This is a genomic window from Candidatus Pelagibacter sp. PS_28 (genome assembly GCF_059417885.1).
Genome location: NZ_CM182070.1, coordinates 1,194,844 through 1,209,533 on the forward strand (window position 1 = coordinate 1,194,844; position 14,690 = coordinate 1,209,533).

A 14,690-nucleotide genomic window follows, 5' to 3' on the forward strand; every position below is an offset into this window, starting at 1 on the left:
AACTAAAATTAAAAATTCTTAAGAAAATTAAACATATAACTATTGGCACCAGGATTTTTATCTCCTAAACTGGCATTTGATATATGATTATATGACATTCCTAAATTTGTACTTTCTGAAATTGCATAAGACAATTGCACCTCAGTTTTAAACTCTAAAGCATGACCTAAGTCTTTACCATCACCTTCATGGTAAAATCCTGGGGCAAAACTTGGAGTAAATTTAATTTTGTCTCCCATTGCGTAGTTCCACTCAACACCTGTATACACATAAGCAGCTGAGTTTTCAGTTATAAATCCTCCCGTAATAGGAGATGCATTTCCAAGGAAAGTATTTCTTTCTAAATTTTCATTTTGATGTTGAAATCCAAAAAGTATAGCTTTTTGTTTATCATCACTGAAATCAAAATTTCCAGTATAAAAATTATATTGATGCTCACTAACATTTTCCTCAGCACTAACAGTCAAAGAAAATAGTGTTAAAATTACTGCGGATAAAATTTTAATGTAAAAGTTATTTTTCATTTTTTTTTTGAATTTTTTTATACAGTATCGCACCACCAAAGAAAAATAACAATAATGGTAATAACCATAAAATATAAGTGTTTTTGTTTAGTTGAGGATCAAAAATCACCCAATCACCGTACTTTTCTCTTAAAAATTGGTATATTTGTTTTTCTTTTAATCCTTCGTTAATTTTTCTATCAACAATTAATTTAATACTAGAAGCAAACTCAGATTCAGAATCATACACTGACTGACCTTGACAAATTAAACAACGAATATTCTTTAAAATTTTATTTTTTAAAATATCATTTGTTTCAGTTGATTTTAACTCTGAAAAGTTTGCAACTACAAATAGGATTATAAATATTTTTAATACTTTCATTTAATAATTAATTTAATTTCATTAACAATTTCTTGATTGATTGGACCAACAAATTTTTTAATTATATGTTTATTTTTATCTATTAAAAAAGTTTCTGGAACTCCATAAGCTCCAAATTCAACTCCTAGAGTTCCATCTTTATCAATTAAAATTCTTGAATATGGATTGCCAAAGTCATTAATAAATTTTTTTGCATTATTAAAATTGTCTCTATAATTTAATCCAATTAGTTTAATTGATTGGTTTTTACTTAGTTGCATTAATAAGGGATGTTCTGTTCTACAAGGTACACACCAGGAAGCCCAAATATTTACAATATAAAAGATGTTCTCTTCAAAAATTTTCTCTGAATTTATATAATTGTTTGAATAAAAGTCTTTTGCTTTAAAGGTTGGGATATTTTTTTTCTCATTAACCTTGGGTGTGTAGTTATTTGGAGTATTTAATCCTTTATAAAAAATAATAAAACAAAAGCTTAAAAAAATAACTACAACAAATAAGCTAAACTTATTTTTCATATCTCTCTTTTAAATAAACTCATTAATCCACCAAGACTTAACAATAAAACTGATACCCATATCCAAACCATAAATGGTTTTATTTGATATCTAATATTAAAATATTCATTACCCTTTACAAGGTTCATTACTAAAAACTTATCCTCTAATAGTGTTGTTCTTATATCTGCTTCACTAGTAATAATTATAGGCTGATTGTAAATTCTAATCTCAGGTTTTAATTCTATAGTTTTGCCATTTTTGTCTTTTATTTCAAAAGAGGCAATGATGGAGTTAAAATTAGTTTCTTTTCTTTCTTCTACCTTTTTAAAAAAAATTTCACCTTTATTATAATCATATCTTTCACCAATTTTTATGTTGGTTATAATTTCTGAGGATAAAATACTATTAAATAGAATGCTTAATATTAATAAACTAAAACCAAAGTGTGAAACCGTTTGAGAAATATTATTAAATTTTTTAATAAATAATTCTTTTAAAGTTGTAAAGAAAAGAAAAAAAGCAGCTGAAATTAAAACTGTATAAAAAAGTAAGTCAGCAGTTAAATTTTTTATAATAAAAAAGGTTAACATTACCGAAATTATAAATGTGATAATAAGTGAGTTCTTATTTTCAATTTTTGATTTAATCCATTTAAGTCTGGGTCCAAGAGACATAAATAATAGAAATGGTATTAAAAAAGGAACAATTAATTTTTGATAAAAAGGAGGCCCTACTGATATTTTTTCACTAGATATTACATCTAGAAAAATTGGATATACCGTACCTATTAAAACAACAGCTAAAAAATACATCATAAACCAATTGTTTATTAAAATAGAAGTTTCTCTGCTTAGCCAAAAAAAATTATTTGAACTTTTATTATTTTCTTTGTGAAATATAAAAAATATTCCTAACGATAAGACAATTAGTGCAAATAAAAATATTAATATAAAAATACCTCTTGCAGGGTCATTAGCAAAGGTATGTACAGAATTTAATATTCCAGATCTTACTAAAAAAGTTCCACACATACTTAGGGTGAATGTTGTAATAGATAGTATAACCACCCAAGATGTTAGTGATGCTCTTCTTTCTAACACTACAATGCAATGCAACAATGCAGTAAGTGTTAGCCATGGCATTAAAGAAACGTTTTCAACTGGGTCCCAAAACCAAAAACCTCCCCATCCTAGTTCGTAATATGCCCAAATTGATCCAAGCATAATTCCAATAGTTAGAAAAATCCAAGAAACTAAAACCCATTTTTTAATATGCTGCCCCCATTCTTTGGTGACATAATTTTGCGTAACTGCAGCAAGAGATGATGAAAATATTATAGAGGTACCAACATACCCTAAATATAAAATTGGGGGATGAATTGCCAAAGCTGGATCTTGTAAAATTGGGTTAAGACCAAGACCTTCATTGGGAATTGGAAATAAATAATTAAAAGGATTAGATGTCATTAATACAAATAAGAAAAACCCAATAATTATTATTTGCTGAAATAATAAAGTTAAAATTCTATATTTTTTAGGCTGCTCTCTTGATTTAATTAAAAACAAAAAAATAAACAAAGTTAATACTAACAACCATAACAATAAACTTCCTTCATGGTTTCCCCAAGTTCCTGAGATTTTATAGAATAATGGTTTAGTTGTGTGAGAATTATTAAAAACTGTCTCATTACTAAAGTCTGAATTTATAAAAGATATAATCAAACTCAAAAAACTCACAATTACAAAAACTAACTGTAGAAATGATAGAGATAATATATTTTGGTTAATTTGCTTATTAGTTTTATTAAAGTCTTTAATCGAAACTCCACAAAGCAATACCGAAAGTAACAACCCTAAAATTAAAGAATAATAACCTATCTGATTAGCTAGCAATTTATTTATCTCCTAAAGCTTCTTTAACTTCTGGGGGCATATAATTTTCATCATGTTTTGCTAAAATTTTAGTAGCTGTAAAATAATTCTTATCTTTTAAAAAACCTTCAGCAACTACTCCTTTTCCTTCGGCAAATAAATTGGGGACTGCCCCTGTATAGACAACATTAATTTCATTTTGAAAGTCAGTAATAACAAAATTAACTTTATCAGAATCTATAAAAATCGATTGTTCTTTAACCATCCCACCCACTCTTATTTTCTTTTTATTTAATTCTATTAAAGATTTTATTTCAGATGGAGACTGAAAATATACAACGTTTTCTTTTAATGATTGTAAAACTAAAAAAACTGTTAAAATTACTGAAGCTAAGATTAAAGCTAAGAATACAAATCGTAATTTAACCTTTTTACCATACATGGTTTATTAGTTAAATATTTGATGTATTGGATAATATTTCTCTATTAATATTTTGTGATCTTGCAGCTCTAGCTTTCTCAACATTTAGAGAACCAAATTTAGAAGCAAATCTTTTTTGCTCTTTTGAAAGTTGTAATTTAGTTACAAAGTACAGGGCTGTAAAACTAATCAATGTAAAGGAAAAAGCTGACCAAACGTAAGCTCCGTATCCATTCATTGAAATTATTTCATTTATCATAATCTATCTAATCCTTTATTTTTAACTTTTATCAGTTCGGTATTATATTTCATCAAAAAAATGAGTAATGAAAAAAGGGCAAATGCCGCAGTCATAATGCCCAATGGGACTAACATTGATGGATGAATTGCTGTGTTGGTTGATAAAATATTAATTGAAGCTGGTTGATGTAACGTGTTCCACCAGTCTACAGAAAATTTAATGATGGGAACATTTACCACTCCTAAAATTGCAATTAAAGACGTAACCTTTATTACTTGTTCTTTGTCCTCATAAATTCTCCAAGCCAATAAATACATTCCATAAAACAAAGCTAAAATTAACATAGAAGTTATTCTTGCATCCCAAGCCCACCAAGTACCCCAAGTTGGTTTTCCCCAAATTGATCCTGTAACTAATGCTATAATATTAAAAATGAATCCAGAAGGTGCTAAACTTTTAGCAATTAATGCAAAATTTTTATTTTTAAAAACAAAACTTCCAACAGACAAAAAAGCTAAACTTGTAAATATTCCAAGTGATATCCATGCAGCTGGCACATGAACATACATAATTCTTACTGCATCACTTTGTTTATAATCTTCAGGTGAAAGTATAAGCGCTTCTGTTAAACCAATTGTTAGGACAATAATAAATAAAAATAGAACGTACTTTGGTGCTTTAGAGGTTATTGCAAAAATTTTATTAGGTTCAAAATATTTAAACATTTTTAAATTATATATATTAAAAAAAGATAATTTAATTTTTTTTATGGAAGGTCATCCTGATCAAGAATGCAGAGGGAGTCAATAATGATAAAAACGTTATTTAACACTCTTGATCAGAACATAAGTATAGATAGCAACTATATATGTCGAAGATTTGAATTAATTGTGTTTGAAAAAAGAATTAATTAGAGGGCTTAAAGTAGCTAGAGCCTCTTTTGCCAGAAAAAATCTCTTCAATTAAAGGATGTTTAATTGGATCTTCAGAATCGTCCATTAATAGATTTTGTTCTGAAACGTATGCTTCATATGTAATTTCATCATTTTCGGCTAACAAATGATAAAAAGGCTGATCTTTTCTAGGACGAACATTCTTTGGAATAGATTGATACCATTCTTCAGAATTATTAAATTCGAAATCAACATCATAAATTACACCTCTGAACTCAAAGTGTTTATGTTTTACAATGTCTCCTATTGAAAATTTTGCTTTTTGAATTGCCATTGCTATTAATATGGGGGTTTAAAAATAAAAATCAATAAAAAACATTTATATTTTTTTTATTATGTTAATATCTGTCAAGTGAATAAATCTTTTCTTAAATTTGCAACAGACTTTGGGCCTTTGGCCATTTTTTTTTATTATTATTATAATAATGATAAGAATCTAGCAGTTGCGATTCCTCCACTTATAGTTGCAACATTAATTGCACTAGCAGTTGTTTGGTTTTTTGAAAAAAAAATACCTATGATGCCATTAATAAGTGGTATCTTAATTACATTTTTTGGGGGTCTAACAATTTATTTTAATGATCCAGTTTTTATTTATGTAAAGCCAACGATCATTAATATTTTATTTGCCCTTGCTTTATATTTTGGAAAATATTTTACAAAAGAACCTGTCCTTAAAAAGATTATGGGTAAATCAATTGCTCTAACTGATATGGGTTGGGAATTATTAAACAAAAGATGGATGTATTTTTTCTTCTTCCTTGCAATCCTTAATGAATGTGTCTGGAGAACGCAAACAGAAGAGTTTTGGGTAAATTTTAAGGTATGGGGAATGTTACCAATAACTCTTGTCTTTACAGCATTTCAAATATCATTGATTAATAAATACAAGCTTGATGAATAGAAACTTAAAGCTAGTTGTAAATAATCCTCACAAACAAATAGAAGAAAGACAATTTTTTGAAAAAAATGAACTTAAAATCATTTTAGATCTATATGCAAAAATGGTCTCTGAAGGATCATGGAAAGACTATGGTCTAAACATTTCTAACAGGCAGGTTAGTTTTAGTGTCTTTAAAAATGCAGCAGAGAATGCCTTGTATAAAATTTGTAAAAACTTTAAACCCAATAATAAAAATCTAAAGTATTTAATTACAGACTCTAATGGGAAAGTTTTAAAAAATTCTTTTGATCTAGAAGTTTTACTTAAAAATACTAATTGGAAAAACCTTAAGAAATAAAAAGACTATCGTCTTTGACCAAATAATCTTAACAACATTATAAACAAATTTATAAAGTCTAGGTAAAGAGTTAAAGCACCCATTACAGCTTTTTTACCCATCAACTCACCCGTATCACTTGATACGTACATATTTTTAATCTTTTGAGTGTCATAAGCAGTAAGACCTACAAAAATTAAAACACCTAGAATTGAAATTACAAAGTCCATCATCGAAGATTTTAAAAACATATTAACTACTGATGCTACGATAATACCAATTAAGCCCATCATTAAAAATGATCCTAATTTTGTAAGATCTCTTTTAGTTGTGTAACCATACAAACTCATTGCACCAAAAGTAATAGAGGTAATAAAGAATACTCTAGTGATACTCGCTCCAGTATAAACTAGGAATATTGAAGATAATGATAACCCCATTAAAGAGGCAAAAACCCAAAAAGTAGTTTGAGCAGCCGAAGCTGTCATTTTATTAATTCTAGCACTCATGTAAAAAACTACTCCAAGTGGAGCAAGCATAACCACCCATTTAAAACCTGAAAGAAATATAGTATTTCCTAAGCTTGTTAATGCTGTAATTGATCCATTGGCATCTGTTACTACAGATAGTTTGAAAAATATTAAAGATATAAGTCCTGTTAACAAAATACCAGAAGCCATGTAGTTATAGACTTTTAGCATGTAGGCTCTTAAGCCCTCATCCATTACTACAGTTGATTGCTGAGCTTCTTTTACTTTATTTAATATGTTTTGCTTATTGAATTCCATGTCACATATATAATAGCCTTTTACTATTATTTCAAGATGTCTTAATAAGGTTAAATTATTGTGAATTATAAAAAATTAGGAAATACAGATTTAAAAGTAAGCACTATTTGTCTCGGTACAATGACTTGGGGTGAGCAAAACTCTGAAAATGAGGGTTTTGAACAGATGGATTATGCCTTAGATCAAGGTGTAAATTTTTGGGATACTGCAGAGCTTTATGCTGTTCCTCCAAGAGAAGAAACTTACGGTCATACAGAAATCATAATTGGTAATTGGTTTAAAAAATCTAATAAAAGAGACAAAGTTATTTTAGCAACTAAAGTTGCTGGACCTATGAGAGCCTATTTAAGAGGTGGTGGAAATAATTATGGAATAGAGAAAATGACTCAAGCTGTAAATGATAGTCTAAAAAGACTACAAACAGATTATATCGACCTCTATCAACTACACTGGCCAGAAAGAAATACCAATATGTTTGGAAGGTTGGGTTATGAACATAAAGATAATGGAGAATGGAATAAATTTGAAGATGTTTTAGGCAACTTACAAAAATTTGTTGATGCTGGTAAAATTAGAGAAGTGGGTTTATCTAACGAAACACCTTGGGGTGTCTCTAAGTTTTTAGAGTTATCAAAAGAAAAAGGTCTTCCAAGAATGATGTCAATTCAAAATCCTTATAACTTATTAAACAGAACTTATGAAGTTGGTCTTGCTGAAATTTCGGTAAGAGATGAAATTGGTTTATTGGCCTACTCTCCTTTAGCAAGTGGATATTTATCTGGAAAATATAGGAATAATCAAATGCCAAAAAATTCAAGAATTGAACGTGATGGTAGTTTTTGGACTCGGTACGCAAAACCTAATACTGGTAAAGCAGTAGATGCATACTTTGAAATAGCTAAAAAACATAACCTTGATTTAACTCAAATGTCTTTAAAGTTTTGTGAAATACAGTCTTTTATGACAAGTGTTATTATTGGGGCAACTACAATGGAGCAGTTGAAAACCAACGTGGAAAGTGTAAATATAGATTTAACTGATGAAGTAATTAAAGAAATAAATGAAGTACAAACAATTTACCCTAATCCATGTCCATAATTAAAAATTTCATAATCCTAATTATTGTAAGTGTGTTTTCTCTTAGTGCAAATTCACAAGAAGTAAAAAAAATTGGTAAATTTAAAGACTGGGAAACAATGGTTATCACTGAACAAGCAGGTAAAGTTTGTTTTGCTCAATCAGTTCCGGTATTACAAGCTCCAAAATCTAACCCTAGAGAAGCAAGGATGTTTGTTTCATTTAGACCAAGTGAAAAAGTGAGTAATGAAATAAGCATTACTGGTGGCTATGAATTTAACAACAAAAATTCTATTATAGCTACTTCAGGTAAATCTAAATACAAATTTGATATTGCTCAAGAGGGATTTGCTTGGATTGCTGATAACAAACTTGAAAACAAAATGATTAAGACCATGAAGAGAGGATCAAGAATTATGATCACTGGTCATAATCAAAAAGGCTCTCAAACTATAGACCATTATTCATTGTTAGGATTTACTAAAGCCTATAATGCTGCAAAAACTAGCTGCAGTTAATTAAATGAAATCTAAAAAGAAAATTGTACTCGCATATTCTGGCGGACTAGACACTTCTATTATTTTAAAATGGCTTCAAGAAAATTATGATGCAGAAGTTATTTGTTATACTGCAGATGTTGGGCAAGAAATTGATAGAAAAAAAATTATAAAAAATGCCAAAAGACTAGGTGTTAAAAATATCATTATTGAAGATTTAAAAGATACATTTGTAAAAGACTATGTCTTTCCAATGATTAGAGGACACGCAATTTATGAGGGTGTTTATTTATTGGGTACTTCAATTGCAAGACCTTTAATTGCAAAACGTCAAATTGCTGCTGCTAAAAAATTTGGAGCTTATGCAGTTTCTCATGGTTCAACTGGCAAAGGAAATGATCAAGTGAGATTTGAATTAGGATATCATTACTTTGGTCCAAAAGTAAAAATTATTGCACCATGGAGAATATGGAAATTAAACTCTAGAACAGATTTAATTAAATACGCAAAAAAAAATAATATTCCAATTCCAACAGATAAAAAAGGTGCTCCTCCTTTCTCTATTGATGATAATTTATACCACACATCAACTGAAGGTAAGGTTTTAGAAAACCCAAAAAATTCAGCTCCTGAGTTTCTTTTTCAAAGAACAGTGTCACCTGAAAAAGCACCTAACAAAGCTTCATTTGTAACTATAGGCTTTAAAAATGGAGATCCTATAAATGTTAATGGTAAAAAATTATCACCTGGAAATTTATTAGAAAAACTTAACGATGTTGCTGGTAAAAATGGAATAGGTAGAGTTGATCTAGTTGAAAACAGATTTATTGGAATTAAATCTAGGGGTGTTTATGAAACACCTGGTGGAACACTTTTAATGTCAGCGCACAGAGCAATTGAGTCTGTTACTTTGGACAAAGAAACTATGCATAAAAAAGATGAAATTATGCCTAAATATGCTGAACTTATTTACAATGGTTACTGGTACTCAAAAGCAAGATTTAAACTTCAAAAAATTGTCGATCTTAAAAAGAATAAAGTTAATGGGTCTGTTAAGCTTAAATTATACAAAGGTAATATCACCATAATGTCTAGACAGACAAAAAGTAATGCTTACTCAATGAAAAAAGTTTCTTTTGAAGAAAATAAAACCTTTAATAAATCAAATGTAGAAAGATTTATTAACTTTCATAAACAAAAGCTTCGTTCATAAATTAATGAAAATAAAAGTATTTGCTGACACAATTTGTGGGTGGTGTTTTATTGGTCAAACAAGATTAAATAAAGCATTAAAAAATTTTCCTGAAACTAAGTTTGAGATAGAGCATGTTCCATTTCAACTAAATACTGACATGCCTAAAGAAGGAATTGAAAGAAACAAGTACTTAGAAATAAAGTTTGGTGGAAAAGAGTTTGCTCAACCAATGTATGATCGAATGATAGAAGAGGCGAATAAAGAAAATCTTAATTTTAATCTAGATAAGATAAAGAAAACACCCAATACAGTATTTTCTCACTTATTAATAAAATTAGCCGAACAATCTAATGTGCAAAACGAAATTAAAGAAAAAATATATCAATCATACTTTATTGAAGGTCTTGATATTGGAGATAAAGAAATCTTAATTAATATTGGCAAAGAATTTAATATTAATGGAGATACAATCAATAATTTTTTTAATTTAAAAAATATTGAAGAAATTAATTCATATATTTCAGTCGCAAGAGAGAAAGAAATTAATGGAGTACCCTTCTTTGAAATAGGAACAGATTTTATTTCAGGCGCCCAAAGCTCTGCAAATTTAGAAAGTGTAATAAAGTCCAATTTAAGCTAAAAATTAAAGGACACTTTATCCTTTGCCTTTAACATATAAATATCTATTCTAGCTATATGGAAGCACTAAAAAATTGGATGAAAGATGCCGCTAACATTTTATTTGATGATAGCAAAAATGATCTAAGATCTTTACCAAGATCTGTTAGATTACAAATTTTATTAGTTCTGAGTTTCGTTTGGACAACTGTTTTTAGTTTATACATATTTTCTTATACAACTTTTGCATTTGGTTGGGCCGGTTTATACGTTGCTCATATTGGATTGATATTTGCAGTTTATATGACATTCAAACATTTTCATAAAGCAGAGGCGCAATCTAGCAGTGTATTCAAAACTAAAAACTTTGATCCATTTAAGATTATGGTTATTGTTTTTGTAATTGTATTCATCTTTGTATTTTCTAAGGGAATAGAAATTTTAACAAGTCCAAACCCTAGCTCTTATTCAATTCCATATGATGGACCAGTAAAATCAGTGTTTGAAAAATGGCTACCATTTAGTAAAGATAAGTAATGGATAAAATAGCAAAAAATTTACAACTAGCTCTAATGTGCATTATTTTAGTGAGCACTGTAATTGCTGTTGGTATGGAAATTAATAATATGTTTCTAAATCAATCTGTAATGCTAGCAGATTTACTTTTAATGTTTCTTTATTTAGAAGTCTTAGCAATGGTTCGTGTTTTTTGGAGTCAGCAATCAATCAGTATAACTTTACCTCTTTTAATTGCCATCACTGCTCTCGCACGATTTATTATATTACAAGGAAAAGAAATGGATCCATCAGCATTAGTCTATGAAGCTATAGCTATAGTTCTAATTGCATCTGCAATAGTTATTTTAAGATTAAGACACAGTGATAAATTGGGTCTAAAGAAAAGAAAATCTAAATAGTTTAAAATGATTTTTGAAGCTTCAAGGGCTAAAGCCGTTGATAAATTAAATACTTTTGTCGAACAAAATCTTTCAGATTATTCAAAACTAAGAAATTTTGATTTTGGGCCTAGTAATAGATCTAATGTTTCTTGTTTATCCCCCTATATAACTCACGGAATAATTAATGAATTAGAAGTAATTAATAAATCTCTTAAAAAGTTTTCATTTGCAAATAATGAAAAATTTATTCAGGAAGTTCTTTGGCGTGTTTATTGGAAAGGTTGGCTAGAACTAAGACCTGATGTTTGGTCAGATTACTTAATAGAATTAGATAAAATTAAAAAAGAATTTAAAAACAATCAAAGCTATTTGGATGCAACTGAAGGAAAAACAAATGTAGATTGTTTTAATCAATGGGTAAGTGAACTTAAAGAAAACAATTATCTTCATAACCACACAAGAATGTGGTTTGCTAGCATTTGGATTTTTACACTAGAATTACCATGGCAGTTGGGGGCTGAGTTTTTTATGCAACATCTATATGATGGAGATGCTGCATCAAATACCCTTGGTTGGAGATGGGTAGCCGGAGTTCAAACTCAAGGCAAGCATTACCTCGCAAGTGAATGGAATATAAATAAATTTACAAATAATAGATTTGAAAACATAAAACTTAATGAAAATGCCAAACCTATATCCAATGATAAGATATATTCTGTTATTAACAAAAGCTTTAAAAATTCTGAGATTTTGGAAGATAAAACTTTATTAATATTTGAAAATAATATGACATTTGAATTTTCTGATTTTAAAGAACATAAGTTTAAAAAAATTTTGTTAATCTCAAATAATACAGATAGAACTATCAAATTAAGTGAAAAGGTGTTGAAATTTAAAGCAAATCTTTTAGAGGATCAAAAAAAAAGATTGAAAGAAAAATCAATAAATTGTGAAACTATTAACATTAATGATTTAAAAAATATTACTGAAGAAGTTTATGCGCTTTATCCAACTGTTGGTGAAAATTTAAATTTTATTCAAAATAATCAATTAAAAAATATAAAATTTTTATATAGAAAGTTGGATCAGTTTTCTTGGCAATATTGTAATAAGGGTTTTTTTAATTTTAAAAATTATATTCCAAAAATTATTGGTAATTTTAATTAAAACCAACGTATCATTCCAATTATACCTGCTGTTGCATAAAAAAATTGCAACACAAGTATTCCCTTGTGACCTCCTCTATATGCCCAGATACCAATTAAAATGGCAGATAATAGTAACAAACAAAATCCTAAAAACTCTATTCCAATGTTTAAGGCTACAAACATAGAATAAAGAATTGCTGTAAAAACCCCTGTCCATTCAAAAAATTTATTATTCATTTTATAATTTTTTTATTTGTTTAAAATTTTTATCAAAATTTATTTTTTTTAAATAATTCAAAAATCTTTTTTTATTTTTAGGCCATTCTTTATCCAAAATAGAGAACCAGGCCGAATCTCTGCTTCTACCCTTAAAAATAAACATCTGTCTAAACACACCTTCAAATTTAAAACCCAATCTTAGAGCTGCTTTTTTTGAGGATGAATTTAAATTATTACATTTCCACTCATATCTTCTGTTACCCAAAACTTCGAAGGCATTTTTCATCATCAAATACATCGTTTCAGTTCCTTCAACTGAATTTTGAAGAAGTGGAGAATAATTAATGTGCCCAACTTCAATTGATCCATGATCTGGTTCAATTCTTAGATAGCTTGCCATTCCACAATATTTTTTGTGTTTTTTGGAATAAATTGAATAAAAAAAAGGATTCTTGTTTAAACAAAATGATTTCATCCAATTTCTAAAATTTAAATAAGTTTTAAATGGCCCATAAGGCAAGTATGTCCAAATTATATTTTTTTTATCTTTTAAATATTCTGAATATATGTCTTTTGAATGTTTGCTAACATTTAAAGGTTCAAGAATTGTATAATTGCCAACTAATTTTTTCTTTAATGGTAACTTTGCTTTTTTAAATTTTACCTTAGGGCCTAGTTTTAATTTATTCATAATATTTTTTTAAAACTCTTATAAAGAATCTTGGAATAATTATTCATATCAGACATATTATTTTTTGCAGCTTGATCAAATTTATCTAAAGCTCCCTCACCTAATTGACTTTCAAGAGCTTTTTTATATTCAGGCACACACCCCCATTCATTAACTGTTGTATCTTTAATCTCTATATGAAATTGAATTGCATATGCGTGATTTTGGTATTTAAAAATTTGATACTTGGTTACTGGAGATGATGCTAACAAAGTAACATCTTTGTTATTATCTATTCCTTGCACTTCATATGAATGCCACTGCAAACTTTTAATTTGATCTGGAAATTTTGAAAATAAAATATCTTCCTTTTTTTCTTTAGTAAAATTTATATCCATTATTCCAATTTCTGCTGGATTTGATCTAACTACCTTACCACCTACTACCTCGCCTAATAATTGACACCCAAGACAAAAACCTAAATAAGGTTTTTTTAAATTAACAACAAATTCTTTAATTGCTTTTTTTTCTTCAATTAGCCATGGATATTCTTGTTCCATAAAAGTATCCATTGGACCACCCATACAAAACATTCCATCAAATTTTCTTAGATCACTTGGAATTTTTTCACCTTCATCCAGTTCTATGGTGGTTAAGTTAAAACCATCAGCTAACATTAAATCTTTGATATAGCCTGGGTCTTCAATCTTTATATGTTGTAAGATAATTATTTTCATTATTCTTATTTGTTATTTTAAAATGTTTAAAAAACTAAATTAATCTCTGAGCTCAAAAAATCCATTGAGTCCATCCGTTTTTATTAAATCATAGTTATATTTATTTAAATAATCCCTAAGTTTTTTTTCTTTTATATTATTTTGATTATTGGTCATTTCTACACATAAAATTTTTGCATTAAATAATGATAGATCTATACCTTCTAAAACTTCTAAATCATGCGCCTCAACATCAATATTAATAAAATCAATTTGCTTTATTTTGATATTATATTTCTGAATAATTTGGTTAAATTTATATGTATAAATTTTTTTTTCTTTTTGCTTCCTAATTGAAAATTTTTTAGATGCAATAACAGAAAATTTTTTATCTAAAGTATTAATGGGGCTAAAGAGATGATCAAAATACTGAGTAGTTTCTCCGCTAGTATTTGAAATAGCAGCACATATATTTTTGTCTCTTTTCCTCAGTATATTAAATAAATCTATAGATGTTTGATTCATATCAATATTGATACCATGCCAGCCCTTATTATAAAGTAATGCTGTATTGCTGTACTTAATTGGATGATAACATCCTATGTCAATATAAAAGCCCTTATCTTTTTCTTTAAAATAATCATTAATAAATAAATCTTCTTGGTTTTGTGAGTATGTACTTTTTTTTTTTAAAGCTTTATGTCGAATATATAGATTATAATATAAATATAGTTTATAGAAAATATTTTTTTCAGAAATTCTACTCATA

The 14,690-nt window shown here is 28.0% G+C and carries 22 protein-coding genes; 9 read left to right on the forward strand and 13 right to left on the reverse strand.

Annotated features, from left to right (window positions below; all coding sequences use genetic code 11):
• Nucleotides 1–8: 8 nt before the first annotated feature.
• From AC5SMR_RS06440 to hspQ, 8 genes are all read right to left on the reverse strand, one after another.
• Entirely contained in the window at nt 9–524 is a 516-nt protein-coding gene (locus AC5SMR_RS06440; protein WP_494576768.1) for an acyloxyacyl hydrolase, read from the reverse strand.
• Nucleotides 514–888: a cytochrome c-type biogenesis protein gene (locus AC5SMR_RS06445; RefSeq protein WP_494576770.1), complete on the reverse strand. Its 375-nt coding sequence runs from the start codon at nt 886–888 to the stop codon at nt 514–516. The genes AC5SMR_RS06440 and AC5SMR_RS06445 overlap by 11 nt, the downstream gene beginning before the upstream one ends.
• Complete coding sequence (locus tag AC5SMR_RS06450) at nt 885–1,406, reverse strand: DsbE family thiol:disulfide interchange protein (protein WP_494576772.1); 522 nt, start codon at nt 1,404–1,406, stop codon at nt 885–887. Before AC5SMR_RS06450 ends, AC5SMR_RS06445 begins: the two co-directional genes overlap by 4 nt.
• Nucleotides 1,403–3,280 (reverse strand): heme lyase CcmF/NrfE family subunit, encoded by a 1,878-nt coding sequence (locus tag AC5SMR_RS06455; RefSeq protein WP_494576774.1) that lies wholly within the window; start codon nt 3,278–3,280, stop codon nt 1,403–1,405. Before AC5SMR_RS06455 ends, AC5SMR_RS06450 begins: the two co-directional genes overlap by 4 nt.
• 1 nt (nt 3,281) lies before the next feature.
• Entirely contained in the window at nt 3,282–3,701 is a 420-nt protein-coding gene (gene ccmE, locus AC5SMR_RS06460) for a cytochrome c maturation protein CcmE (RefSeq protein ID WP_494576776.1), read from the reverse strand.
• A gap of 10 nt (nt 3,702–3,711) precedes the next feature.
• Nucleotides 3,712–3,939, reverse strand: coding sequence for a heme exporter protein CcmD (locus AC5SMR_RS06465; RefSeq protein WP_011281601.1), 228 nt, complete (start codon nt 3,937–3,939; stop codon nt 3,712–3,714).
• On the reverse strand, nt 3,936–4,646 hold the full coding sequence (ccmC, locus tag AC5SMR_RS06470; protein WP_020168911.1) for a heme ABC transporter permease CcmC: 711 nt from the start codon (nt 4,644–4,646) through the stop codon (nt 3,936–3,938). Before ccmC ends, AC5SMR_RS06465 begins: the two co-directional genes overlap by 4 nt.
• A 181-nt stretch (nt 4,647–4,827) precedes the next feature.
• Nucleotides 4,828–5,148 (reverse strand): heat shock protein HspQ, encoded by a 321-nt coding sequence (gene hspQ, locus AC5SMR_RS06475; RefSeq protein WP_006997624.1) that lies wholly within the window; start codon nt 5,146–5,148, stop codon nt 4,828–4,830.
• A 78-nt stretch (nt 5,149–5,226) separates the two neighbouring features.
• On the opposite strand from hspQ, the gene AC5SMR_RS06480 reads away from it, so the two are divergent.
• Nucleotides 5,227–5,778: a septation protein A gene (locus AC5SMR_RS06480; protein WP_020168912.1), complete on the forward strand. Its 552-nt coding sequence runs from the start codon at nt 5,227–5,229 to the stop codon at nt 5,776–5,778.
• A complete protein-coding gene (locus AC5SMR_RS06485) occupies nt 5,771–6,115 on the forward strand; it encodes a DUF2794 domain-containing protein (protein WP_494576779.1) in 345 nt (114 codons plus the stop codon). The genes AC5SMR_RS06480 and AC5SMR_RS06485 overlap by 8 nt, the downstream gene beginning before the upstream one ends.
• Before the next feature lie 5 nt (nt 6,116–6,120).
• Here AC5SMR_RS06485 and AC5SMR_RS06490 read toward each other — a convergent pair whose 3' ends face one another.
• Nucleotides 6,121–6,882, reverse strand: a complete 762-nt coding sequence (locus AC5SMR_RS06490) for a Bax inhibitor-1/YccA family protein (protein ID WP_020168914.1) — start codon at nt 6,880–6,882, stop codon at nt 6,121–6,123.
• 60 nt (nt 6,883–6,942) lie between these two features.
• On the opposite strand from AC5SMR_RS06490, the gene AC5SMR_RS06495 reads away from it, so the two are divergent.
• Genes AC5SMR_RS06495 through AC5SMR_RS06525 form a run of 7 tightly spaced genes read left to right on the forward strand, consistent with a single transcriptional unit; the run spans nt 6,943 to nt 12,335 of the window.
• Complete coding sequence (locus AC5SMR_RS06495) at nt 6,943–7,980, forward strand: aldo/keto reductase (protein ID WP_271564555.1); 1,038 nt, start codon at nt 6,943–6,945, stop codon at nt 7,978–7,980.
• The gene (locus tag AC5SMR_RS06500) at nt 7,971–8,477 is read left to right on the forward strand and encodes an invasion associated locus B family protein (protein ID WP_271564332.1); all 507 of its coding nucleotides are present in this window, start codon (nt 7,971–7,973) and stop codon (nt 8,475–8,477) included. The genes AC5SMR_RS06495 and AC5SMR_RS06500 overlap by 10 nt, the downstream gene beginning before the upstream one ends.
• A gap of 4 nt (nt 8,478–8,481) precedes the next feature.
• Nucleotides 8,482–9,669, forward strand: a complete 1,188-nt coding sequence (locus AC5SMR_RS06505; protein ID WP_494576781.1) for an argininosuccinate synthase — start codon at nt 8,482–8,484, stop codon at nt 9,667–9,669.
• Between the two features lie 4 nt (nt 9,670–9,673).
• Nucleotides 9,674–10,291: a DsbA family oxidoreductase gene (locus AC5SMR_RS06510; protein ID WP_494576783.1), complete on the forward strand. Its 618-nt coding sequence runs from the start codon at nt 9,674–9,676 to the stop codon at nt 10,289–10,291.
• A gap of 56 nt (nt 10,292–10,347) precedes the next feature.
• Nucleotides 10,348–10,806, forward strand: a complete 459-nt coding sequence (locus tag AC5SMR_RS06515) for a membrane protein (RefSeq protein ID WP_011281609.1) — start codon at nt 10,348–10,350, stop codon at nt 10,804–10,806.
• Nucleotides 10,806–11,186 carry a phosphate-starvation-inducible protein PsiE gene (locus tag AC5SMR_RS06520; protein ID WP_494576785.1) on the forward strand — a complete coding sequence of 127 codons (381 nt, stop codon included), beginning with the start codon at nt 10,806–10,808 and terminating at the stop codon, nt 11,184–11,186. Before AC5SMR_RS06515 ends, AC5SMR_RS06520 begins: the two co-directional genes overlap by 1 nt.
• Before the next feature lie 6 nt (nt 11,187–11,192).
• Entirely contained in the window at nt 11,193–12,335 is a 1,143-nt protein-coding gene (locus AC5SMR_RS06525; protein WP_494576787.1) for an FAD-binding domain-containing protein, read from the forward strand.
• Here the strand turns inward: AC5SMR_RS06525 and AC5SMR_RS06530 are convergent.
• The 4 genes from AC5SMR_RS06530 to AC5SMR_RS06545 are packed head-to-tail and all read right to left on the reverse strand — an operon-like array spanning nt 12,332 to nt 14,689.
• Nucleotides 12,332–12,553 carry a hypothetical protein gene (locus tag AC5SMR_RS06530; protein ID WP_494573077.1) on the reverse strand — a complete coding sequence of 74 codons (222 nt, stop codon included), beginning with the start codon at nt 12,551–12,553 and terminating at the stop codon, nt 12,332–12,334. The two genes, AC5SMR_RS06525 and AC5SMR_RS06530, sit on opposite strands and share 4 nt — an antisense overlap.
• A 1-nt stretch (nt 12,554) precedes the next feature.
• Nucleotides 12,555–13,226, reverse strand: a complete 672-nt coding sequence (locus AC5SMR_RS06535) for a GNAT family N-acetyltransferase (RefSeq protein ID WP_494576789.1) — start codon at nt 13,224–13,226, stop codon at nt 12,555–12,557.
• A complete protein-coding gene (locus AC5SMR_RS06540; RefSeq protein ID WP_494576791.1) occupies nt 13,223–13,942 on the reverse strand; it encodes a type 1 glutamine amidotransferase in 720 nt (239 codons plus the stop codon). The genes AC5SMR_RS06535 and AC5SMR_RS06540 overlap by 4 nt, the downstream gene beginning before the upstream one ends.
• A gap of 39 nt (nt 13,943–13,981) precedes the next feature.
• Entirely contained in the window at nt 13,982–14,689 is a 708-nt protein-coding gene (locus AC5SMR_RS06545; RefSeq protein WP_494576793.1) for an FkbM family methyltransferase, read from the reverse strand.
• Between the last annotated feature and the right edge of the window lies 1 nt (nt 14,690).